This is a genomic window from Streptomyces sp. GL_141, from assembly GCF_057834385.1.
Genome location: NZ_CM174402.1, coordinates 7,398,574 through 7,419,812, shown reverse-complemented (window position 1 = coordinate 7,419,812; position 21,239 = coordinate 7,398,574). Strand labels below are relative to the sequence as shown.

Below are 21,239 nucleotides of genomic sequence, written 5' to 3'. Positions count from 1 at the left end.
AATGGACGCGGCGCGGGCCGCGAGGAGCGAGGGGGGCTACGCCCGGGGCGGAGGTAGCGCCTGCCACCCCTGTGGCTCCGGCCCCCCGGCCTCCTCTTCGGCCAGGGCGAGGTCCCGCTCGGCGGCCCGGGCCCGCATCCGCTCGACGTCACGGGCGGACGCCAGGACCCGGCGGTGCTGCGCGCCGCGGCCGAGCTGGCCCGGGGCCTTGCCGCCGATGACGCGGGCGAGCACGAAGAGCAGCAGCACGAGCGCCATCAGCAGGGCGGCGCAGCCGAACCCCCGGGCGATCATGGACTTCTCCGGGGACTGGACCAGGCTGAAGACCGCGAGCGGCAGCGAGAGTTGCGGCCCGTCGAAGGGATTGGCGTTGAGCGCGTTGGCGACGCCGGAGGTGAGCAGCACCGGGGAGGTCTCCCCGATGCCGCGGGCGGTGCCCAGGATGACGGCGGTGGTCAGTCCGGAGCGGGACGTGGGCAGGACCACGGTCCACACGGTGCGCCACTGACCGGCGCCCAGGGCGTAGGAGGCCTCCTTCAGCGAGCCCGGCACGAGCCGGATCACCACGTCGGAGGCCCTGATCACGATGGGCAGCATCATCACGGACAGCGCGAGGGCCGCGGCGAAGCCGGACTTGTCGAATTGGAGCAGCAGGATCCAGGTCGCGTAGACGAACAGGCCGGCCACGATGGAGGGCAGCGCGGTCATGGCTTCGACGATGGTGCGGACGAACCGGGCGTAGCGGCCCGGGACTTCGTTGAGGAACACCGCGCAGGCCAGCCCCAGCGGCACGGACATCGCCAGGGCGATGCCGATCTGTTCCAGGGTGCCGACGATGGCGTGCAGCGCCCCGCCCTGGGTCAGCGGTTCCAGCGGGCCGGTGGCGGCCATGTCCTCGGTGAAGAAGTTGAGGTGGGCCAGGGCGTCCCAGCCGCGCATGAGCACGTAGCCGACGACGAACGCCAGGGCCGTCATGAGCAGGGCGGCGACGCTGTGCACGAGGGCCTGCGCGAGGCGCGCCCGCACGGTGGCGGCGGATTCGTCGAGGGACACGAGGACGGCGTAGAGCGCCATGAAGGCCAGGTAGAGGACCACCGCGAAGCCCAGCGGCGCGTTGAAGGGCAGGAGCCGGCCGAACAGCAGGGCGGTCACGGCGAGCGCGGCGGCGGCCGCGCCCACCATGGCGAGGACGTCGCGCACGTGCAGGGTCGCGGTGTTGCGCCGGTGCTCGGGCGGGACCCCGGCGCCGTCGAGGACCACGGGCGGGCGGACGGTGGCGAGGGCGGGAGCGCCGGGAGCGCCGGGAGCACCCTTCGCGGCAGTACCCGGGCCGTGCGGCCGGTGCGTGAGGGCGGTCATGCGTCGGCCCCCGCTCCGGAGCGGCTGCGGGCCACGACCGAGGAGGCGATGAAGTTGACCACCAGGGTCATCAGGAAGAGGGTGAGGCCGGCCGCCATCAGGGCGGATATCCCGAGGGGGCTGGCCGAGCCGTAGCGCAGGGCGATCAGGGCGGACACGGAGATGGCGCCGTTCTGGAGGATGTGCGGCTGGATCACGAAGACCGGCGAGATGATCAGGTAGACGGCGATCGTCTCCCCCAGCGCGCGGCCGAGCCCGAGCATGGTGCCGCCGATGATCCCGCCCCTGCCGAAGGGCAGGACGACGGAGCGGATGACGCCCCACGGCGTGGCGCCGAGCGCGAAGGCGCCCTCGCGCTCGCCGGGCGGCGCCTGGGCGAAGGCCTCGCGCATCACCGAGCAGGCGATCGGCGTCACCATCAGGGCGACGACCATGCCCGCGATGAAGGTGGAGGAGGTGTAGAAGGTGTTCGGGTTGAGCGGGTCGCGCGGGTCGTCCCCGTCGACCGCGAAGGGCGGGAACCAGCCCAGGTAGGTGGTGAGCCAGCGGGACAGGCCGACCACGTGCGGCTGGAACAGGAACAGCCCCCACAGGCCGTAGACCACGCTGGGCACCGCGGCCATCAGGTCGACCAGGCTGATCAGGGTCTGCTTGATGCGGCGCGGCGCGTACTCGGTGATGTAGAGGGCGGTGCCCATCGCCAGCGGCAGCGCGAAGAGGATCGCGACGCCGCCGATGAGCAGGGTGCCGACCAGGACCGCCGCCACACCGAAGTTGTGGGAGTCGGGCTCCCAGGCGGAGGTGGTGAAGAAGGCCCAGCCGGCATCGTCCAGGGCCGGCAGGGCGCGGACTCCGAGGAAGACGCCCACCAGGGTCATGACGAGCAGGACGGCGGCGCCGGCCGTGCGGGCCGAGCCGCGGAAGATCCGGTCGGCCGGATCGCCGCTCCGGGCGAGGGCGCGCGGGGTGACGTGCTCGTCCTCGGGGGCGGCCGGGGGGATCACCGTGGTCGCGGTCATCGCAGGCCTCCCCCGCGCAGGGCCAGCCCCGGGGCGTCCCCGGCACCGGGCAGCCGCAGACCGCGCAGCCGACGGGTGTGGGTGACGCCGGAGGCCACCTGCGCCTCGGCGGCGGCGGACAGGAACAGCTGGAGGCTGTGGCGGCATTCGCGCTGGCGGCGGAAGGTGCGCACGGCCACGGCCACGCACTGGTCGTCGAGGGCGAGCTGCCAGGTCCAGGCGCCGACGCCGGAACCGGGACCGGACATCACCACGATCGGGACGGCCTCGGCGATCCGCGACCGGAGCCGTTCGACGGCCGTGCAGCAGGCGCCGAGGGCGTGGAACACGGAAGGGCTGCGGCCGAGTTCGTGATTGTTGGAGCCGACCAGGCGCCAGGTCACGCCGTCGGGCCCGCCGCCGTGGCTGCCGTGGCCTCCATGGCTGCCGTGACCGCCGTCCCCCCGCACTGCGTGCGGTCCCCCCGCCATAGGCGCAGGCGTCTGACGTCTTTCTCCATCCACCCAGGACACGAACAGAAAACGTGGCTGAGACACCGGACCGCCCCCCTTCCCCACAAGCCGTGCGTGGCCGGAAAACGGCCACCCACCCATGGCCGCGGGCATGACAATCCACGGGGCGTAGGGCTCTGGGGCACACGGATCGGTGAAGCAGAAACGGAGAACACGTGAACGCGCGGCGGAGGCACGTTTCGTGCGACGCGGCGCGTTTCGGTTGCGGGGGCAGGGATCAGGCCTCCCGGGAGCCCCGGGCAACCTTCACAACAGCACCCGGAAGCGGCTCGCGCCCCGATGAAGGGAGGCTCCGTACAGCGCCGCGCGGGGCTCCAGCACCACGCGCGCAGACCCCTGGGGGCGCCTCCGCAACGACCCCGCTCCCCTCACCCGGTGGCCGAAACGACATCCCACCACCGGCTCCTCCGGCAGCGCTCACCGGCAGCGCTCACCCGTGCATGCGGGCCCCCTTGAGCACCTTGTCCACCGCGTTGCGCGCCCCGTGGACGGCGATCCCGACCAGATCGAGCTGCCCCCTGCCCACCGCCGCCACGGCCGCCCGGTTGGCCCGGTCGTGGCCCGTGCCGAACAGGTCCGAGGTGAACACCGCCGTCCGCAGCCCGCGCCGCACCGCCCTCTCGTGCGCCGCCGTCACCGTTTCCTTCCCGCCCTCGAAGACCAGGACGGGCTGGCGGAACATCGGCAGGTAGGGGGTCCCGTCGGCGTCCTCGTACGGCTCGCCGATCACCTCGGGGAGCGCGGTACCGAGCCCGCTGACGAGGAACGCCGTGACGTTCAGCCGCTGCCACGTCTCCAGGTCCTCGCGGAGCAGCACCGCGATCTTGGTGTCGAACCGCACGGGCGCGTCGCGCTCGCCCTCCTCGCTGCGGCTCTCGTCCTGATTCCCGTCGCTCTGCTTCTCGTCGGTCCGCTTCTCGTCGGTCCGCTTCTCGTCGGTCCGCTTCTCGTCGGTCTGCTTCTCGTCGGTCCGCTTCTCGTCGGTCTGCTTCTCGTCGCTCATGCACCGAGACTGCCGGGCGTCCCCGCGCACGGTCTTGTACGTTCTTTGCGTGCAGCCCCAGCAGGAGGTTTCGGCCTGGCGTCCGCGGGTCGCGGGTGTCGTCGAGGTCTTCCACGCCCGCTTCACCGCGCACGCGTACCCCATGCACGTCCACGACTCCTGGACCCTGCTGATCGTCGACGACGGCGCCGTCCGCTACGACCTGGACCGGCACGCGCGCGGCACCCCGGACGACACCGTGAGCCTGCTCCCGCCGCAGGTCCCGCACAACGGCTCCGCCGCGACACCGCACGGGTTCCGCAAGCGCGTCGTCTACCTGGACACGACCGTGCTGGACGAGCGCTTCATCGGCGCCGCCGTGGACGGCCCCGACCTCGCCGACCCCGTACTGCGCCGCCGCGTCGGGCAGCTCCACCGGGTCCTGGACGCTCCCGGCGACGAGTTCGAGGCGGAGAGCCGGCTGGCCCTGATCGGCGAACGGCTGCGCACGCTGCTCCGGCCCCGCCTCGAACTCCCGGACACCCGGGCCGCACGCCCCGGCCAGGGCAGCGGGCCCGGCCACGGCCCCGGCTCCGGCCTCGCCCGGAGCCTGCGCGAGCTGCTCGACGAGCGGGCGGCCGGCGGCCTGTCCCTGGAGGAGGCGGCCGGTCTGCTCCAGGCCCACCCCGCGCACCTGGTGCGCGCCTTCAGCGGCGCCTTCGGCATCGCCCCGCACCAGTACCTCGTCTCGCGCCGGGTCTCCCTGGCCCGCCGGCTGCTCCTCGACGGCCTCCCGGCCGCCGAGGTCGCGGTCGCGGCGGGCTTCTACGATCAGTCCCACTTCACCCGGCACTTCAAGCGCGTCGTCGGCACCACCCCCGGGCGCTACGCCCGTTCCTCCGGATACCGCTGACGGCGGCCCGCCGGGCCAGTAGGGTGACGATCCATCAGGTCATGTGACCCGGACTCTTGACTCTGTACCCGGCAGTAGCGATTCTCGACACAATGCTTGCGCGGGACATGACAAACAGGTGCCAGGGCGGCCACGCCTCCGGTGGACCGTGTCCTCGACCGCGCCCTCCGCCGACCGAGGACGTGAGTAGTGGCCATGACCCCAGACCCGCACAGGCGACGACCGGAACCGGAACCACGATCCCGCCGCCGGCGCAAGCCGTTCGCGATCCTGTCCCTGCTCCTCGGCCTGCTCGCCATGGTGCTCGGCCCCGTCCCGGGAGCGGCGGCGGACAACGGCTGGTGGAACCCCACCGCACGGCCCGCGCCCGACTCCCAGGTCAACGTGACCGGTGAGCCCTTCAAGGGCACCGACGCCCAGGGCAACGTCCGCGGCTTCGTCGACGCGCACGACCACATCATGTCCAACGAGGGCTTCGGCGGCCGCCTGATCTGCGGCAAGCCGTTCTCCGACGCCGGCATCGCCGACGCGCTCAAGGACTGTCCGGAGCACTACCCGGACGGCAGCCTCGCGATCTTCGACTTCATCACCAAGGGCGGCGACGGCAAGCACGACCCCGACGGCTGGCCCACCTTCAAGGACTGGCCCGCGCACGACTCGCTGACCCACCAGCAGAACTACTACGCCTGGATCGAGCGCGCCTGGCGCGGCGGTCAGCGCGTCCTCGTCAACGACCTCGTCACCAACGGGGTGATCTGCTCGGTCTACTTCTTCAAGGACCGCAGCTGCGACGAGATGACCGCCATCCGTCTGGAGGCGAAGAAGACCTACGACATGCAGGCCTACGTCGACAAGATGTACGGCGGCGCCGGCAAGGGCTGGTTCCGCATCGTCACCGACTCCGCCCAGGCCCGCGAGGTGATCAAGCAGGGCAAGCTGGCCGTGGTCCTCGGCGTCGAGACCTCCGAGCCCTTCGGCTGCAAGCAGATCCTGGACATCGCGCAGTGCAGCAGGCAGGACATCGACCGCGGGCTCGACGAGCTGTACAACCTCGGCGTGCGCAGCATGTTCCTGTGCCACAAGTTCGACAACGCCCTGTGCGGGGTCCGCTTCGACGAGGGCGCGCTGGGCACCGCCATCAACGTCGGGCAGTTCCTGTCGACCGGCACCTTCTGGAAGACCGAAGCGTGCGCGGGCCCGCAGCACGACAACCCCATCGGCCTGGCCCCGGCGGCCGCCGCCGAGAAGGAGCTGCCGGCGGGCGTGAGCGTGCCCTCGTACGCCTCGGGCGCCCAGTGCAACACCCGCGGCCTCACCGACCTCGGTGACTACGCGGTGCGCGGCATGATGAAACGCAAGATGATGCTCGAACTCGACCACATGAGCGTGAAGGCGGCCGGCCAGGCCTTCGACATCCTCGAGACCGAGTCGTACCCCGGCGTGATCTCCTCGCACAGCTGGATGGACCTGGGCTGGACCGAGCGGCTCTACAAGCTCGGCGGTTTCGCCGCCGCGTACATGGGCGGCTCCGAGGGCTTCAGCGCCGAGGCCAAGCGGACCGACGCGCTGCGCGAGAAGTACAACGTCGGCTACGGCTACGGAACCGACATGAACGGCGTCGGCGGCTGGCCCGGCCCGCGCGGGGCGAACACGCCCAACCCGGTCACGTACCCCTTCCGCAGCACCGACGGCGGTTCGGTCATCGACAAGGTGACCACCGGCCAGCGCACGTGGGACCTCAACACCGACGGCGCCTCCCACTACGGCCTGGTGCCCGACTGGATCGAGGACATCCGGCTCACCGGCGGACAGGGCGTGGTGGACGACCTGTTCAAGGGCGCCGAGTCCTACCTGCGCACCTGGGGCAACTCCGAGCAGCACAAGGCCGGCGTGAACCTCGCGGCGGGCACGGCCGCCTCGGCGAGCTCCGCCGAGTGGAACCCGTTCATCAGCTACGCGCCCGGCAGGGCCGTGGACGGCGACCGGGGCAGCCGCTGGGCGAGCGACTGGAGCGACGACCAGTGGGTGCAGTTCGACCTGGGCTCACCGGCCCTGGTCAAGCGGGTCACGCTCGAATGGGAGCGCGCGTACGGAAGGTCGTACCGCATCGAGCTCTCCCCGGACGGCACGAACTGGCAGACGGCCTGGTCCACGGCGAGCGGTGACGGCGGCCTGGACACGGCGCAGTTCGCCGGGGTCCCGGCCCGGTACGTGCGCGTCCACGGAGCGGGACGCGGTACGCAGTGGGGTTACTCCCTGTACGAAGTCGGCGTATACAGCAGCTGACGGCGTCGAGCGGGGTGTCCGGGGCCGGTGCCCGCGGACACCCCGCTCGGGGCGCACCGGAACGAAGGGGAACCCGTACATGGCACGGATGCCGTTGACCGACCGGCGCAGGCAGCTGACGGAGGCGGCGATCCGTGCGATGACCCGCGACGGGGTGTCCAGGACCACGACCCGGTCCATCGCCGCGGAGGCGGGCGTCTCCCTGAGCGTCTTCCACTACTGCTTCGACTCCAAGCAGGCGCTGCTGGAGTCGGTCATCGAGACCATCACGGCGCACTACGTCACCCTCGTGAAGGCCGCGATCCTGCCGAGGCCGACCCTGCGGGAAACCGTCCGGGCCGGCTTCCAGGCGTACTGGGACCACGTGGCGGCCAGTCCCGGCGCGCACATGCTCACCTACGAGCTCACCCAGTACGCGCTGCGCCAGCCGGAGTTCGGGCACCTGGCGCGCAAGCAGTACGAGTCCTACTGCGACGCGTACACCGTGCTGCTCGAGGAGCTGCGCCTCATCCACCCGTTCGAGCTCAGCGTGCCGGTGACCGTGCTGGCCCGCTATCTGGCGGCCATGACGGACGGGGTGACCTTGAACTTCCTGGTCCTCGGCGACGACAAGGCGGCCGCCGAGATCCTCGACATGGTCACCGATCACGTGGCCGGGCTCGTCGTGCCCGCGACCTGATCCCCCTCAAGCCGCCACCCGGAAGCCGATGTTCGACGTCGAGCTGTCGGGGGTGTTGGAGCTGCGGGCCGCGACCCGGTAGCGGTTGCAGTACGAGTCGTGGCAGAGGAAGGAACCGCCGCGCATCGCGCGGGAGGGGTGGCCCGGGGCGAACGGGTCGGAGCACCATTCCCAGACGTTGCCCACCGTGTTGTACAGGCCGTGGCCGTTGGGGCGGTAGGACTTCACGGGGACGGTGCCGAGGTGGGGGCCGGTGTGCAGGGTGGGGAAGTCGCCCTGCCAGATGTTGAGCATCGTCCGCCCGCCCGGGGCGAGTTCGTCGCCCCAGGGGTAGCGGCGCCGCTCCAGCCCGCCGCGGGCCGCGTACTCCCATTCGGCCTCGGTGGGCAGTCGGGTACCGGACCAGGCGCAGTAGGCCGTCGCGTCGTTCCAGGAGACGTGGACGACGGGATGGTTCTGCCGGTCGGCGATGGACGAGCCGGGCCCCTCGGGCCGCTTCCAGCTCGCGCCGGACACCGCCCGCCACCACGGGACTCCTTCCACGGCCGGTGCGGTGCCGGCGAGTTCCGCCGCGAGCAGACCGGCGAAGACGAAGGAGAAGCCGAAGTCCTCGGCTTCCGTGACGTGTCCGGTGGCCTTCACGAAGGTGGCGTACTGGGCGTTCGTCACCGTGGTCGGCGCGATCCGGAAGGGTGCCACCTCCACCTCCCTGACCGGGCCCTCCCCGTCCGCCGGGAACCCGTCCGCCTCCTCGGTGCCCATGAGGAACCGGCCCCCGGGCAGGTCGAGCAGACCGCGTACGGGCCGGGGCGCGGGGAGCGCTGGCGCGGCGAGCAGGGTGCGGGCACCGGCCGGGGAGTCGTGGCCCGGGGTGCAGCAGGAGGAGGACATGAGGGGCTCCGGTGAGCGTACGGATGGGTGCCGGTCCGGCCGGGCGCGGGCGAGCGGCGCCCGGCCGGAGGTCGAGCGGAGGACGGCCCCGCGGCTAGCCGACCCGGTCGGCGGCGAGCTGGGCGGCCAGGGCGGGGATGCCCAGGTTCCGTTCCTGCGTCGGGGTGGCCCGGTACAGCTTGTTGACCAGCTGGTGGGGGTCTGCGGCGTGGATGGTGGGCGCGATGTCGATGTTGGCGACGATGCGGTTGTCCACCGTGCCGGCTCCGAGGCCTCCGGCGGGCCAGGAGAGGCAGAAGGGCACCTCGTGGGCGGGGCTGTAGGGCACGGACTTGGCGGTCCAGCCGTGGTCGGCCCAGCCGAAGCCGTTGTCGCCGATGTAGATCACGAGGGTGTTGTCGAGCTGTCCGGTGGCCGCCAGCTTGTCCTTGAAGGCCTGGACGGCGTCGTCGACCGAGAGCTCAGCGTCCGGTTCCTGATGATGTTCGTGGTGTAGCCGTTGATCGTCTGGACCGCCCCGTTGACGTTCCACTTGGCATCGACGTATCCGGGCTGGAGCAGGGCGAATTCCTCGAAATGCGGCGGCGCGTCCGCGATGTTCCAGGAATTGAGGTATTTGCCGAAGAGGCCCGTGCGATACCCGGCCTGCTTCAGATAGCGCTGGACGGTGGTGTTCTGGTCCAGCACGGCCGAGGAGGCATTGTTGCGGACCCCGTGGTTGTGGGCGTAGCGGCCGGAGAACACCGAGGAGCGGGAGGGCGAGCACAGGGGGGTGGTGACGTGCCCGTGGTTGAACTTCACGCCCTGGCCGGCTAGCCGGCCGATGGTCTTCTGGAGTGCCCAGTCGGTCTGTTTGGACTGGTCGTCGGTGACGATCAGCAGGATGTTCGGGCGGCCGGCGGCGGCAGGGGCCGCGGCCGCCTGTCCGATCGCGGGCACGGTGGCGGCCGCCGCGGCCGCCGCGGTGCCGGCGAGGAATCCTCTCCGGCTGACCTGGGTGCGGGCTCTCTTGCTCATGGGTATTTCCTCCTGCTCCCCGAAGGCGCCCCCCTACCTCGCAAAGAATGGTGTGCCGGCCGCTGCCCTGCGGAGAGCGTAAAGGGATCCGAATACCCGTTCCATGTACGGAGTATGAAATGACGTCAGTCCTGGGCGGGATGGGCTTCCGGATGCTCGTCCCACCAGGCCCGGTGGAAGGGGTTGTTGTCCACATTGGCCAGATACGCGTAGGCGGCCGACCGGTAGAAGAGTTCCGCTTGGCCGGCCGAGACCGTCGAGCGGTTCCAGGCCAGCCGGATGCGCCCGGTGATCGGGGCCCCGATCAGCGGGCGCATCACCGTGCCCGGCACGGCGGGTGCGGTGGGCTGGCTGAGCGATACGGCCCGGCCCGCGGAGATCAGGTCGTACTGCATCATGCGGTCGGTGATCCGGTAGCGCAGTGCGGGGACGAAGCCGGCCTTGGCGCAGGCCTCGACCAGCGCCTCGGGTCCGCCGTCGTCGTCCTCGACCAGGGTCATCCACTGCTCGTCGGCGAGGTCCGCGAGATCGAGGGCCTCCAGCCGGGCCAGCGGGTGCCGGGCTGACATGCGGATGCAGAAGGGCTCCTTGGGGACCAGGGTGCGGGCCGCCACTCCGGCGGGCAGCGGCACCTCGTGGTCGTTCACCTCTCCGTACACGATGACGTCGTAGCGGCCCGCGCCGAGCATCCGCACCAGGGCGGTCACCGAGTCCTCGAGGTCCACGGTGATCTCCCGGCCGGACAGGACCAGGTCCTGCCGGGCGATCAGTCCGTCGATCAGCACCAGCAGGATGCAGCCCAGGCGCAGCGGTGCGTCGGCCGTGCGGGCCCGCGCCTCCGAGCCGAGGGCGTCCATCTCGCTGAGCACCCGGCGGGCCTTGGCCAGGACGAACTGGCCGAGCGGGGTGGGTTCGACCCCGAGCCGCCCCCGGACGAAGAGTTCGCCGCCGGTGACCCGCTCGATCCTGCGCAACTGGGCGGAGAGCGCCGGCTGGGAGATCCCGAGGATCCGCGCCGCGCCCCCCAGGCTTCCGGTCTCCGCTATCTGGCAGACGGCTTGCAGATGTCTCAACTCCAGCTGCATCCCGGCAGCTTACGCAGCGCCATCCGTCGGCACCATAACGCCGGTCTTATGCCCGCAGGGATGTCCCGATCCCGTCATGGACACGCCCATACTCGGCCGCGAACGCCAGACCGCCTTTCGCACACCTCCCCGCCCCGTTCCATCCCCCCACACGATCGGAGTGGACTCTTGCAGCCCACCAGATGGCTGGCCGCCCTCGCGGCCATGGTGCTGACCACGGGCCTCGCCGGCACGCTGGCCACCACCGCCACCGCCTCGCAGAACGCGGATCCCCTCCCGCCCACCGCTGCCGAACGGGCCGTCGCCGCGGCCGACGCGGCCGTGCGCAGCGGGCTCGACAGCCTGGTCAACTCCCCGCAGCAGCAGTACGACCGGCGCCTGGTCACCCCCTGGGTGAAGGACCTCTACTCCGTCGCGTACGAGCGCAGCTACCGCGGCCTGCCGGTCGTCGGCGGCGACGCGGTCGTCCTCGCCGACGGCCAGGGCCGGGTACGCGCCCTCCAGTCGGCCTCCGCGACCGTGATCGACGTGGCCACCACCGCGTCGTTCTCGGCCCAGGCCGCCGAGACCGTATCGCGCGGCCGCCAGGTCAAGACCGACAAGGTGGAGAGCAGCCGGCTCGTCGTCAAGATCAAGGACGACAAGCCGGTGCTGGCCTGGGAGACCGTCCTGATCGGGCGGACCGCCAAGGCGCCCAGCAAGCTCCACGTGTTCGTGGACGCCCGCACCGGAAAGTTCGTCGACAGCTTCGACGAGGTGGTGGCGGGCAGCGGCAACAGCAAGTGGAACGGCCCGAACCCGCTGACCATCGACACCACGGCCTCCGGGAGCACGTACTCCCTGCGCGACCCGAACCGGACCGCCCTGAGCTGCGCCGACTACAGCTCCGGCACGGTCTTCTCGAAGTCCACCGACTCCTGGGGCACCGGCAACCCCACCTCCAGGGAGACCGGCTGTACGGACCTGATGTTCGCGGCGCAGAAGCAGTGGGACATGCTGAGCCAGTGGCTCGGCCGCAACGGCGTCAACGGCAGTGGCCGCAGCTTCCCGGCCAAGGTCGGGCTGAACGACGTGAACGCGTACTGGGACGGCAGCTCGGTCACCATCGGCCACAACAACGCGAACGAGTGGATCGCCAGCGTGGACGTGGTGGCCCACGAGTACGGGCACGCCATCGACTCCAACACCCCCGGCGGCACCAGCGGCCAGGAGTCCGGGCTCGGCGAGGCCACCGGTGACATCTTCGGCGCGCTGACCGAGGCCTACATCAACCAGCCCTCCCCGTACGACACTCCGGACTACCTCGTCGGCGAGACGATCAACCTCGTGGGCAGCGGGCCGATCCGGAACATGTACAACCCGGCGGCCGTCAACAACGACCCGGCCTGCTACAGCTCCTCCATACCGGGCACCGAGGTGCACGCGGCGGCCGGCCCGATGAACCACTGGTTCTACCTGCTCGCCGAGGGCACCAGCCCGGGCGGCGGCAAGCCGAACAGCAGCACCTGCAACCAGTCCACGCTGACCGGGGTGGGCATCCAGAACGCCGGCAAGATCTTCTACGGCGGCATGCTGCTGAAGACCTCCAGCATGTCCTACAAGAAGTACCGGACGGCGACGCTGAGTTCCGCCAAGTCGCTGGACAGCACCTGCAACCTGTTCAACAAGACCAAGGGCGCCTGGGACGCCATCAGCGTGCCCGCCCAGGCCGCCGACCCGACCTGCACCCCGAGCGGCCAGGAGAGTGACTTCTCGCTGGCGCTGAACCCGTCCTCGGGCACCGTCCAGCAGGGCGCCTCGGCCACCACCACGGTCGCCACCGCCATCTCCACGGGCACGGCCCAGCAGGTGACCCTCACCGCGTCCGGCCTCCCGGCCGGCGTCACCGCCTCCTTCAGCCCGGCCACCGTGCAGTCCGGCCAGTCCTCGACGCTGACGCTGACCGCCTCCTCCAGCGCGGCTCCGGGATCCTCGACCGTCGTGGTCAAGGGTCAGGGCACCAGCCTCGCGCACACCGTCGACTACGCGCTCACCGTCGGCGGCACCACGCCCAACCCCGGCGCGCCGAACATCGACGTGGCCGCCGTCCAGGCGCACCTGACGCAGTTCAACACGATCGCCTCCCAGAACGGCGGCAACCGCCGTGCGGGCAGCGCCGGTTACACGGCGTCGCTGGCGTACGTCAAGGGCAAGCTGCAGGCCGCCGGATACACGGTGACCGAGCAGTACTGCAGCTCGTGCACCTACCCGTCGAACAACCTGATCGCCGACTGGCCCGGCGGCCCCGCCGACCAGACGATCATGTTCGGCGCGCACCTCGACGGCGTCTCGGCGGGTCCGGGCATCAACGACAACGGCTCGGGCTCCGCGACCCTGCTGGAGAACGCGCTCGTCCTCGCCCAGAAGAACCCGACGATGACCAAGCACGTCCGCTTCGCCTGGTGGACCGACGAGGAGCAGGGCCTCAACGGCTCGAAGTTCTACGTCAACCAGCTCACCAGCACCCAGAAGTCGGCCATCAAGGCCTACTACAACTTCGACATGGTCGGCTCGACCAACGGCGGCTACTTCATCAACAACGTCAACTCCACGGCGGCCGCCCCGCTCAAGGCCTACTGGACCTCGCTGAACCTCGCTCCCGAGGAGAACACCGAGGGCCAGGGCCGCAGTGACGACTACTCCTTCCAGCAGGGCGGCATCGCCACCTCCGGCTACGCCTCCGGTGCCAGCGCCCGCAAGACCTCGGCGCAGGCCGCGAAGTGGGGCGGCACCGCGAACGCGGCGTACGACCCCTGCTACCACGCCTCCTGCGACACCACGAACAACATCAGCGCCACGGTCCTGGACCGCAGCGCGGACGGCGTGGCCTACACCGTCTGGAACCAGGCCGTCGGCGGCACCACCCCCGGCCCGGACTTCTCGATCAGCGCCTCCCCGGCCACCGGCAGCGCCGCCCAGGGCGGCAGCGCGAGCTCCACGATCAACACGGCGACCACCAGTGGCGCCGCCCAGACCGTCGCCCTGTCGGTGACCGGCGCCCCCGCCGGCACCACCGCCTCGCTGAGCCCCGCCTCGGTCCAGTCGGGCAGCTCCTCGACGCTCGAAGTCCAGGTCGGCGCGAGCACCGCGCCCGGCACCTACACCCTGACCGTCACCGGCGCCGGCTCGGTCAGCCACACCACCACCTACACGCTGACCGTCACCGGCACCGGCCCCTCCTGCACCCCGCGCCAGCTCGTCGCGAACGGCGGGTTCGAGAGCGGCACCACCCCGTGGACGACCACCTCGAACGTCATCACCAACCAGGCCGGCCAGACCCCGCACGGGGGCACGTACAAGGCCTGGCTCAACGGCTACGGCACGACCCGCACGGACAACGCCTCCCAGTCCGTGACCATCCCGACCGGCTGCTCCTCGTACCAGCTCGGCTTCTACCTGCACATCGACACCGCCGAGACCGAGAACACGGTCTACGACACCTTCACCGTCTCGGTGGGCGGCCAGACGCTGGCGACCCTGTCCAACGTGAACGCGGCCGCGGGCTACCAGCTCAAGACGTTCAACGTCTCCCAGTTCGCGGGCCAGACGGTCACGCTGAAGTTCCAGGGCCTGGAGGACGCCTCCCTGCAGACCTCCTTCGTCGTGGACGACGTCACCCTCCAGGTGAGCTGACGCCCCCGGCACCCTGAACACCACACGGGCGGCACCCGCCCCGGCCACACGGCCGGAGCGGGTGCCGCCCGGCCGTGCGCGGTGTATGCAGGAGGCATGGCCCCCTCAGCGCCGCACCCACGCACCAGCCGGTTCCGGGAATCGCGCGCGGTGCTGCTCGCGGTGCCGTTCCTGCTGATCGCCATCGTCACGGTGGTGGACGTCCTGGCCCCGCCGGAGGTCCACCTGGGCCCCTTCCTGGTGGCCGCCCCGGCCCTCACCGCTTCCTTCGCCGGACCGCGCACGACCGGGTGCGTGGGCGCCGTGGCGGTCCTCGCGCAGGTGGGCGTGGCCATCGCCCGCACCTCGCTGACGGACCTCAACCACACCTTCCAGATCATCGCCCTCGTCCTGATCTCCGCCTTCGTCACCTTCTTCGCACATTTGCGCGAGGTGCACGAGCGGCAGCTCACCCAGCTGCGTTCCGTGGCGGTCGCGGCGCAGCAGGTGATCCTACGACCGCTGCGCGACCGGATGGGCCCGCTGCGGATCGCCTCGGTGTACCTGTCGGCGCAGGCCGAGGCGCAGATCGGAGGCGACCTGTACGCGGCCGCCCGTACCGCCGACGGCACCCGGCTGATCATCGGCGACGTCCGCGGCAAGGGGCTGGAGGCGGTCGGAGAGGCCTCGGTCGTCCTCGGCGCCTTCCGGGCCGCCGCCCACCTGGAGGCCGACCTGCCGGGGCTGGTGGCCTACCTGGAGGCCGCCGTGGCCGCCGACCCGGACCGGGGCGCGGACGGCTCCGCGGGCCCCGGCCGGCCGGACGAGGGGTTCACCACCGCGGCCGTGGTCGACATTCCCGACGGGGAGCCGTCCCTGCGGGTGGTCAGCTGCGGGCACCCGCCGCCGCTGCTGCTGCGCGCGGGCCGCGTCGTCCCCCTCCAGGTGGACCATCCGGCTCCGCCGCTGGGTCTGTCCGAATTCGTGGACACCGGGTTCACCCCGCAGTCCTTCGCCTTCGAGCCGGGGGACGTGGTCCTGCTGTACACGGACGGCGTCATCGAGGCCCGTGATGCGTCGGGGGCCTTCTACCCCCTGCCGGAGCGGGCCGCGGACTGGCCCGGCGACGGCCCGGAGGCCCTCCTGCGCCATCTGTGCGCGGACCTCCTCGCCCACACGCCGAACGGCCTCCTGGGCGACGACGCGGCGATGGTGGCCATCGAGCGCGTCGGCCGGCTGCCCCGGGCGGGGACCCGTCCGGTGGACGGGTCCCCGCGATGACTCAGCCGCCGCGGTGACTCAGCCGCCGTCGCGGACCGCGACGATGCCGTTGAAGACGCCGACGTAGGCCGTCCCGTCGGGGCCCAGCGTGATCGGGGCCCAGTTGTTGTCGTACAGCGGGCCGGTGCCGGTCAGCTGACGCCAGCGGCGCTCACCGGTGCGGAAGTCGACGGCCGTGAGGTACCAGGCGTCGATCCCCCAGAAGTTCGGCTCCTTCTCGTAGAAGTAGAGCAGCCCGTTCGCGGTGGAGAGCTTGGGGACCACGGAGGGCGAGCGGATCGCGCTCTGCCAGACCGTGTCGCATCCGCTGCCGTCGGCGCGGACGTCGATGCGGCTGACGCCGCCGACGACCGACTTGCCGAGGACCAGCGACGTGACGTTCTCGTAGCCGTAGTTGTTCTCGACGACGATGCTGTTGCCCCAGGTGATCAGGGAGTTGTCGGTGGTCGAGGCGCCCGATCCGAAGACCGGGACCTTGCACACCAGCCGCTGCCCCTCGGGCACGTCCAGGCCCCGCTTGAAGACCAGCACGTTCATCCGGTCGTCGGCGTTGTCGGTGATCGCGACGTAGCCGTTGCCGAAGAGGTCCGGGGTGGTGCCCGAGCCCTGGTTGACCGAGCCGGGCTTGGTTCCCGTACCCCGGTCGTAGGTCTGGCGCCACTGCGCGACGGGGGTGCCGTCGGCGGAGGCGGTGAAGCTGTAGAGCGCGTGGTCGGTGACGATGGAGACGCCGTCCTCGCCCACCGAGAAGGAGTTCTGGATCTCCTCCCCCGCCAGCCGGATCGAGCGGATCACCGAGGTCGCCGGGTCCACGGTGCCGACGCGGCCCTGGCGGGTGACCCACCAGATGCGGCCGTTCCAGTCGGGCATCACCGAGGTGACGGGGTCACAGGTGCCGGTGGGCCACAGGTTGGTCCAGTCGACGCAGTCGTGCGGTACCTGGCCGGTCAGGTCCCAGTCGTTGTCGACCTCGAACGTCCAGGATCCGTCCGGCTTCTGTACGTGCGAGAGCCTCAGGATGTGCTGGCGGGAATCCGCCAGCACCGCCCGGTCCTGGTTGTCCAGGTAGAAGTAGGCGCCGCCCGAGGTGTCCTTGAAGATCTTCGAGAAGTCGAGCGAGGTGATCGCCTGGACCGTCGAGGAACGCTGCGGGAGCTGGTACTCCGCGAGCGTGGCGAGCGTACGGGGCTCCAGCAGCTTGACCTTGAAGCCGCCGAAGGTGCCGCACACCGTGACCGGCCGGCCGCCCGAGTCGAAGGTGGCCGTGGCGCATTCGCCGCCGAGGGCGGCGATCTTCTCGCTGGTCACCTCCGGGTTCTTGCCGAGCGGTCCCGACCAGGGCGAGGTGGCACTGCCCGCCGCGTCGGAGTGCATGCCGCTGCGGCCGTTCGGCGCGAGGAAGGGGTGCTGCGGCGGGGCCTCGCCGGGCAGCGGCGCCGCCGCGGCCGGGGCGCCGTCGTAATGGCTGACCAGGCGGTGGCCCGGGGCCAGGGGTATCTCCTCGGCAGCGGCCGGCGCGACCCCGTACAACACCGCACATGCGGCGAGAGCGGGTGCCGCGGCGCAGTTCAGCGCTCTTCGGAACATCCGGACTTCCTCCCTTGACCTCGGTTGCCCTCGGTCTTTGTTGACATTGCGTCTGACATCGCGCCGGGGCCAGACGCTAGATCGCACTGCCTGAGGAGTCCATGGAAGAGCCGGATGATTCACGAAGGCGCAACAGTTGATCAACTCGCGGTGTTTCAGGGCTTGAAGCCGCTGACCACGTTCGCCGTGGCCGAGACCCCGTTGTGGATGGTCTGCGCGAGGCTGCTGCTCGCGAGGTAGAAGCCGAGCAGGACGCAGACGAGCGCGTGCGACAGCTTGAGGCCGCCACCGCGCAGGAAGATCCACGCGAGGACGAGGAGCAGGACGAGGACGGAGAGGGAGATCACCATCGGAACACCTCCTTACGCGCCGCCATGGTGGCGCAGCGGGAGGGCCCTTCGGGCGAAACCCGTGTCCGCCAAACGGGTGTTGACGGTCCGTGACCGGCGTTCAGTCCTTGACGATCTCGTCCCAGTGGGCCGTTCGCCCGCACCAGCGCCCGAGCAGTACGGCGTCGTGCCCCACCGCCAGCAGGCCCGCACCGGACTCCGCCCGGTACTCCTCCACTACGCCGACCAGCGCGGCGGTGGTCGACGCGTCGAGCATGGCGGTCATCTCGTCGCACACCAGCCAGCGCGGTCTCAGCACCAAGGCCCGCGCCACGCAGGCCCGTTGGAGCTGCCCGTCGCTCACCTCGTGCGGCCGGCGGCCGAGCAGGTCTGCGCCCAGGCCGACCCGGTCCGCCAACCCGGGGACGGTGGCGTCGATTTCGCCGCGCCGGCCGGTCGCCCGGAGCGGTTCGGCGACGAGCTCGCGCAGCGTGAGCCGGGGGTCCGCCGCCAGCCGGGGCTGCTGGAACACCATGCCGACCGAGGTGCGCAGGGCGCGCGGTGCCCGGTGCCGGAAGCCGGCCACGGCGCGGCCGTCGAAGGCCACGGTCCCCCGGTCGGGCCGGTGCAGCAGCGCGGCGACCCTGGCCAGGGTGGACTTGCCGCAGCCGCTGGGGCCGAGCAGTCCGAGGGATTCCCCGGGGGCGAGGCTCAGGCGGGCTCCGCGGACGACGGGGGTGCGGCGGTCGTAGCCGGCGGTGATGCCGGTGAGCTCAAGCATGGTGGCAGGCCACCCCTTCGGTGAGCGATGGCCGCTCGGCCCGGCAGCGGGAATCGGCGCGCGGACAGCGGGCGGCGAAGGCGCAGCCGGCCGGGAGCGCGCCGAGTTCGGGCGGGGCGCCCGGGATGGGGGTGAAGGCCCGCTCGGGGAGGGCGTCGAGGAGGCCGCGCGCGTAGGGGTGGCGGGGGCCCGGAGCGCCGAAGAAGGATCCGGCGGGGGCCGTCTCCACGATGCGGCCCGCGTACATGACGGCCACGGTGTCGGCGATCCGGTGGGCCGCCGCGAGGTCGTGCGTGATCATCAGCAGCGCCCGGCCGGCCTCCCGGGTGTGGGCGCGCAGCTCGTCGACCGTGCGGTGGACGAGGTCCCGGTCGAGGCCGGTGGTCGGCTCGTCGGCGAGCAGCAGGGGTGCTTCGCCGATCAGCGCGAGCGCGGTGGCGGCGCGCTGGGCGAGCCCGCCGGAGAGTTCGTGGGGATGGCGGTCGAGGTGGGTGGCGGGGAAGGCCGCCCGCTCGGCCGCCGCTTCGGCGGCGTCCCGCAGTTCCGCCCTGGACCGTCCCTTTCGGAACGTGCCGGTCAGCTCGCGGACCGTTTCCTCCAGGTGGGAGCGGATGGTGCGGACCGGTGTGAGGTGCGCGGCGGGGCTCTGCGGGACCAGGGCGACGCGGCGGCCCCGGACGGTCCGGGCGAGGGTGCGCTCGTCGAGGGCGAGCAGGTCGGTCCCGTCGGCGAGCCGGGCCGAGCCCGCGGTCTCGGCGTTGCCGGGGAGCAGGCCGAGCAGGGCGGAGGCGAGCACGGACTTGCCGCAGCCGCTCTCGCCGACGAGGGCGAGGCACTCGCCGGGAGCCAGGGCGAGGGTGGCGTCGGTGACGGCCTCGACGTACCGGCCGCCGCGCATGCGGAAGCGCACGGAGAGCCGGTCCAGCGCGAGTACGGGCCGGGCGGAGCCCGGCTCCGGGACCGGCACCGGCGCCGCGGGGATGGGGGTCTTCACAGCGTCAGCTCCGAGCGGCGGCGGGGATTGAGGCGCTCGCGCCAGGCGCCCGCGAGGCCGGCGATCGCCAGGGTCGGGACGATCAGGAGGAGCCCGGGGAAGAGCGTGGGCCACCAGTCGCCGGCGAGCAGCGAACCGCGGGCCGTCTGGACCAGGTTGCCCAGGCTCGCCTGGTGCGCCGGCAGGCCGAGGCCGAGGAAGGACAGGGCCGACTCGTGCCACATGGCGTGCGGGACCATCAGTACGGCGGCGAGCCCGGCCTGCGGCAGGACTCCGGGCACGAGGTGGCGTACGGTCACCCGCCACCGCGAGGCGCCGCCCGAGACGGCCGCGTCCAGATAGGGCCGCGAGCGCAGCGAGAGCACCTCCGCGCGGACGATGCGGGCCGTGGACAGCCAGTGGGTCAGGGCCACGGAGACGACCACCGGCCACACCCCCGGCCGGAACATCGCCACGATGAAGATGCCGAGCAGCAGGTGCGGGATCGAGGACAGCGCGTCCACCACGCGCATGAGGCACCGGTCCGGCCACCCGCCGAGCGCTCCGGCGAGCGCGCCGACCGCCGTGCCGAGGACGGTGGCGACCAGGGCCGCCACCAGCCCGACCAGCAGGGAGACGCGCAGCCCGTACACGCAGCGCAGCAGCAGATCGCGGCCCACGTCGTCGGTGCCGAAGGGATGGGCCCAGGAGGGCGGCAGCAGCTTTGCCGACAAGTCGACCGCCTGCTGGTCGAGTTGGACCAGCGGCGGCACGAGCAGCACCGCCAGCGCGATCAGCACGACGATCACCGCCGAGATCCGCACCCGCAGGGTCCGGGTGGAGCTCCGGTCGCGCCCGCGGGACCGCCAGAGCACCGCTCCGGCCGTCGTCGTGTCAGCCATCGAAGCCCACCCTCGGGTCCGCCAGCCCGTAGAGCAGGTCGGACAGCAGGTTTCCGGCCAGCACGGCCGCCGTGGCCAGCACCGTCAGCGCGGCCAGCAGCGGGAAGTCCACCGAGGTCGCGGCCTGCACGGTGGCCGCGGCGATGCCGGGCCAGCTGAAGACGGTCTCCACCAGCAGCGCGCCGGTGATCAGCTCCGGCACCCGCGACCCGATCAGGGTCAGCATCGGGAGCATGCCGGAGCGCAGCCCGTGCCCGAGCAGCACCCGACGCTCCCCCAGGCCCCGCGCGCGGGCGCCCCGTACGGGATCCTCCTCCAGCGCGTCGGCCACGCCCTGCCGGACGTACAGGAAGAACCAGGGCAGTTGGGAGATGCCGAGGACCAGCGCGGGCAGCACCAGGTGGCGGGCCACCTGCCCGGCGGTGACCACGTCGCTGCCCGCGTCGGTGAGGCCGCCGGACGGCAGCACGCCCAGGCGCACCGAGAAGAACCAGATGGCGAGCAGGCCCAGCCAGAAGGCCGGGGCCGCTTCGAGGGTGTACGCGAGCCCGGAGACGGCCCGGTCCAGGCGCCCGCCCTGCCGGCGTGCGGCCAGGACGCCGAGCCCGGTGCCCAGCAGCACGGCGACGGCGAAGGCGCACAGCGCGAGCAGCGCCGACCAGCCGAGCCGCTGCGCGATGACGTCGGAGACGGGCTGACGCATCACGGCGGAGGTGCCGAGGTCCCCGGTCAGCGCCGAGGTGAGCCACTCCCACCAGCGGGCGAGGAGGGGCTGGTCGGCGCCGAGGTTGGCCCGCAGCTGGTCGAGGCCGGCCTGGGAGGCGGTGAGGCCGGCGGTGCCCGCGTAGGCCTTGACGGGGTCGAAGGGCGACAGCGCGGCGACAGCGAACACCCCGAAGGTCACGACGACCAGCACCGGCCCGGCGAACAGCGTCCGCCGCCCCGCCATGCGCGCCATCGGCCCCCACGGGAGACGGTGGAGGCGGTGGGGA

General features: G+C 71.9%; 19 protein-coding genes. 5 read left to right on the top strand and 14 right to left on the bottom strand.

Annotated elements, in window-relative coordinates; all coding sequences use genetic code 11:
• Positions 1-36: 36 nt before the first annotated feature.
• The 4 genes from pstA to AC3IX6_RS33100 form a co-directional block, all read right to left on the bottom strand.
• Positions 37-1,359 carry a phosphate ABC transporter permease PstA gene (gene pstA / locus AC3IX6_RS33115; RefSeq protein ID WP_489366965.1) on the bottom strand — a complete coding sequence of 441 codons (1,323 nt, stop codon included), beginning with the start codon at positions 1,357-1,359 and terminating at the stop codon, positions 37-39.
• The gene (gene pstC, locus AC3IX6_RS33110) at positions 1,356-2,378 is read right to left on the bottom strand and encodes a phosphate ABC transporter permease subunit PstC (protein WP_489366964.1); all 1,023 of its coding nucleotides are present in this window, start codon (positions 2,376-2,378) and stop codon (positions 1,356-1,358) included. The genes pstA and pstC overlap by 4 nt, the downstream gene beginning before the upstream one ends.
• On the bottom strand, positions 2,375-2,761 hold the full coding sequence (locus AC3IX6_RS33105; protein ID WP_489366963.1) for a hypothetical protein: 387 nt from the start codon (positions 2,759-2,761) through the stop codon (positions 2,375-2,377). The genes pstC and AC3IX6_RS33105 overlap by 4 nt, the downstream gene beginning before the upstream one ends.
• Before the next feature lie 559 nt (positions 2,762-3,320).
• Complete coding sequence (locus AC3IX6_RS33100; RefSeq protein WP_489366962.1) at positions 3,321-3,893, bottom strand: DUF2000 family protein; 573 nt, start codon at positions 3,891-3,893, stop codon at positions 3,321-3,323.
• On the opposite strand from AC3IX6_RS33100, the gene AC3IX6_RS33095 reads away from it, so the two are divergent.
• From AC3IX6_RS33095 to AC3IX6_RS33085, 3 genes are all read left to right on the top strand, one after another.
• Positions 3,892-4,785 (top strand): helix-turn-helix domain-containing protein, encoded by an 894-nt coding sequence (locus tag AC3IX6_RS33095; RefSeq protein ID WP_489366961.1) that lies wholly within the window; start codon positions 3,892-3,894, stop codon positions 4,783-4,785. The genes AC3IX6_RS33100 and AC3IX6_RS33095 overlap by 2 nt on opposite strands.
• Positions 4,786-5,082: 297 nt before the next feature.
• A complete protein-coding gene (locus AC3IX6_RS33090; RefSeq protein WP_489371636.1) occupies positions 5,083-7,071 on the top strand; it encodes a galactose-binding domain-containing protein in 1,989 nt (662 codons plus the stop codon).
• A 79-nt stretch (positions 7,072-7,150) separates the two neighbouring features.
• The gene (locus AC3IX6_RS33085; protein ID WP_489366960.1) at positions 7,151-7,750 is read left to right on the top strand and encodes a TetR/AcrR family transcriptional regulator; all 600 of its coding nucleotides are present in this window, start codon (positions 7,151-7,153) and stop codon (positions 7,748-7,750) included.
• Positions 7,751-7,756: 6 nt separating this feature from the next.
• Here AC3IX6_RS33085 and AC3IX6_RS33080 read toward each other — a convergent pair whose 3' ends face one another.
• The 4 genes from AC3IX6_RS33080 to AC3IX6_RS33065 form a co-directional block, all read right to left on the bottom strand.
• Positions 7,757-8,641 carry a formylglycine-generating enzyme family protein gene (locus AC3IX6_RS33080; protein ID WP_489366959.1) on the bottom strand — a complete coding sequence of 295 codons (885 nt, stop codon included), beginning with the start codon at positions 8,639-8,641 and terminating at the stop codon, positions 7,757-7,759.
• A gap of 94 nt (positions 8,642-8,735) precedes the next feature.
• Positions 8,736-9,062, bottom strand: a complete 327-nt coding sequence (locus tag AC3IX6_RS33075) for a sulfatase-like hydrolase/transferase (RefSeq protein WP_489371635.1) — start codon at positions 9,060-9,062, stop codon at positions 8,736-8,738.
• Positions 9,026-9,658 (bottom strand): sulfatase-like hydrolase/transferase, encoded by a 633-nt coding sequence (locus tag AC3IX6_RS33070; protein ID WP_489366958.1) that lies wholly within the window; start codon positions 9,656-9,658, stop codon positions 9,026-9,028. Before AC3IX6_RS33070 ends, AC3IX6_RS33075 begins: the two co-directional genes overlap by 37 nt.
• A gap of 125 nt (positions 9,659-9,783) precedes the next feature.
• Positions 9,784-10,743 carry a LysR family transcriptional regulator gene (locus AC3IX6_RS33065; RefSeq protein WP_489366957.1) on the bottom strand — a complete coding sequence of 320 codons (960 nt, stop codon included), beginning with the start codon at positions 10,741-10,743 and terminating at the stop codon, positions 9,784-9,786.
• Between the two features lie 204 nt (positions 10,744-10,947).
• Between AC3IX6_RS33065 and AC3IX6_RS33060 the strand changes: the two genes are divergently transcribed.
• Complete coding sequence (locus AC3IX6_RS33060) at positions 10,948-14,415, top strand: M28 family peptidase (RefSeq protein ID WP_489371634.1); 3,468 nt, start codon at positions 10,948-10,950, stop codon at positions 14,413-14,415.
• Between the two features lie 96 nt (positions 14,416-14,511).
• On the top strand, positions 14,512-15,675 hold the full coding sequence (locus AC3IX6_RS33055) for a PP2C family protein-serine/threonine phosphatase (RefSeq protein ID WP_489366956.1): 1,164 nt from the start codon (positions 14,512-14,514) through the stop codon (positions 15,673-15,675).
• Positions 15,676-15,693: 18 nt separating this feature from the next.
• On the opposite strand, the gene AC3IX6_RS33050 is transcribed toward AC3IX6_RS33055, so the two are convergent.
• From AC3IX6_RS33050 to AC3IX6_RS33025, 6 genes are all read right to left on the bottom strand, one after another.
• On the bottom strand, positions 15,694-17,262 hold the full coding sequence (locus AC3IX6_RS33050; RefSeq protein ID WP_489366955.1) for a hypothetical protein: 1,569 nt from the start codon (positions 17,260-17,262) through the stop codon (positions 15,694-15,696).
• A gap of 155 nt (positions 17,263-17,417) precedes the next feature.
• Positions 17,418-17,612 (bottom strand): hypothetical protein, encoded by a 195-nt coding sequence (locus tag AC3IX6_RS33045; protein ID WP_274547633.1) that lies wholly within the window; start codon positions 17,610-17,612, stop codon positions 17,418-17,420.
• Positions 17,613-17,712: 100 nt separating this feature from the next.
• Positions 17,713-18,372, bottom strand: a complete 660-nt coding sequence (locus AC3IX6_RS33040; protein WP_489366954.1) for an ABC transporter ATP-binding protein — start codon at positions 18,370-18,372, stop codon at positions 17,713-17,715.
• Positions 18,365-19,270, bottom strand: coding sequence for an ABC transporter ATP-binding protein (locus AC3IX6_RS33035; protein ID WP_489371633.1), 906 nt, complete (start codon positions 19,268-19,270; stop codon positions 18,365-18,367). Before AC3IX6_RS33035 ends, AC3IX6_RS33040 begins: the two co-directional genes overlap by 8 nt.
• Before the next feature lie 92 nt (positions 19,271-19,362).
• Entirely contained in the window at positions 19,363-20,247 is an 885-nt protein-coding gene (locus tag AC3IX6_RS33030) for an ABC transporter permease (RefSeq protein WP_489366953.1), read from the bottom strand.
• Positions 20,240-21,205 (bottom strand): ABC transporter permease, encoded by a 966-nt coding sequence (locus tag AC3IX6_RS33025; RefSeq protein ID WP_489366952.1) that lies wholly within the window; start codon positions 21,203-21,205, stop codon positions 20,240-20,242. Before AC3IX6_RS33025 ends, AC3IX6_RS33030 begins: the two co-directional genes overlap by 8 nt.
• Between the last annotated feature and the right edge of the window lie 34 nt (positions 21,206-21,239).

Coding starts and splice junctions, on each gene's coding strand:
- pstA (WP_489366965.1), bottom strand. CDS start 1,359: ATGACCGCCCTCACGCACCGGCCGCACGGCCCGGGTACTGCCGCGAAG.
- pstC (WP_489366964.1), bottom strand. CDS start 2,378: ATGACCGCGACCACGGTGATCCCCCCGGCCGCCCCCGAGGACGAGCAC.
- AC3IX6_RS33095 (WP_489366961.1), top strand. CDS start 3,892: ATGCACCGAGACTGCCGGGCGTCCCCGCGCACGGTCTTGTACGTTCTT.
- AC3IX6_RS33100 (WP_489366962.1), bottom strand. CDS start 3,893: ATGAGCGACGAGAAGCAGACCGACGAGAAGCGGACCGACGAGAAGCAG.
- AC3IX6_RS33090 (WP_489371636.1), top strand. CDS start 5,083: ATGGTGCTCGGCCCCGTCCCGGGAGCGGCGGCGGACAACGGCTGGTGG.
- AC3IX6_RS33085 (WP_489366960.1), top strand. CDS start 7,151: ATGGCACGGATGCCGTTGACCGACCGGCGCAGGCAGCTGACGGAGGCG.
- AC3IX6_RS33080 (WP_489366959.1), bottom strand. CDS start 8,641: ATGTCCTCCTCCTGCTGCACCCCGGGCCACGACTCCCCGGCCGGTGCC.
- AC3IX6_RS33070 (WP_489366958.1), bottom strand. CDS start 9,658: ATGAGCAAGAGAGCCCGCACCCAGGTCAGCCGGAGAGGATTCCTCGCC.
- AC3IX6_RS33065 (WP_489366957.1), bottom strand. CDS start 10,743: ATGCAGCTGGAGTTGAGACATCTGCAAGCCGTCTGCCAGATAGCGGAG.
- AC3IX6_RS33060 (WP_489371634.1), top strand. CDS start 10,948: ATGGTGCTGACCACGGGCCTCGCCGGCACGCTGGCCACCACCGCCACC.
- AC3IX6_RS33055 (WP_489366956.1), top strand. CDS start 14,512: ATGGCCCCCTCAGCGCCGCACCCACGCACCAGCCGGTTCCGGGAATCG.
- AC3IX6_RS33050 (WP_489366955.1), bottom strand. CDS start 17,262: ATGTTCCGAAGAGCGCTGAACTGCGCCGCGGCACCCGCTCTCGCCGCA.
- AC3IX6_RS33045 (WP_274547633.1), bottom strand. CDS start 17,612: ATGGTGATCTCCCTCTCCGTCCTCGTCCTGCTCCTCGTCCTCGCGTGG.
- AC3IX6_RS33040 (WP_489366954.1), bottom strand. CDS start 18,372: ATGCTTGAGCTCACCGGCATCACCGCCGGCTACGACCGCCGCACCCCC.
- AC3IX6_RS33035 (WP_489371633.1), bottom strand. CDS start 19,270: ATGCGCGGCGGCCGGTACGTCGAGGCCGTCACCGACGCCACCCTCGCC.
- AC3IX6_RS33030 (WP_489366953.1), bottom strand. CDS start 20,247: ATGGCTGACACGACGACGGCCGGAGCGGTGCTCTGGCGGTCCCGCGGG.
- AC3IX6_RS33025 (WP_489366952.1), bottom strand. CDS start 21,205: ATGGCGCGCATGGCGGGGCGGCGGACGCTGTTCGCCGGGCCGGTGCTG.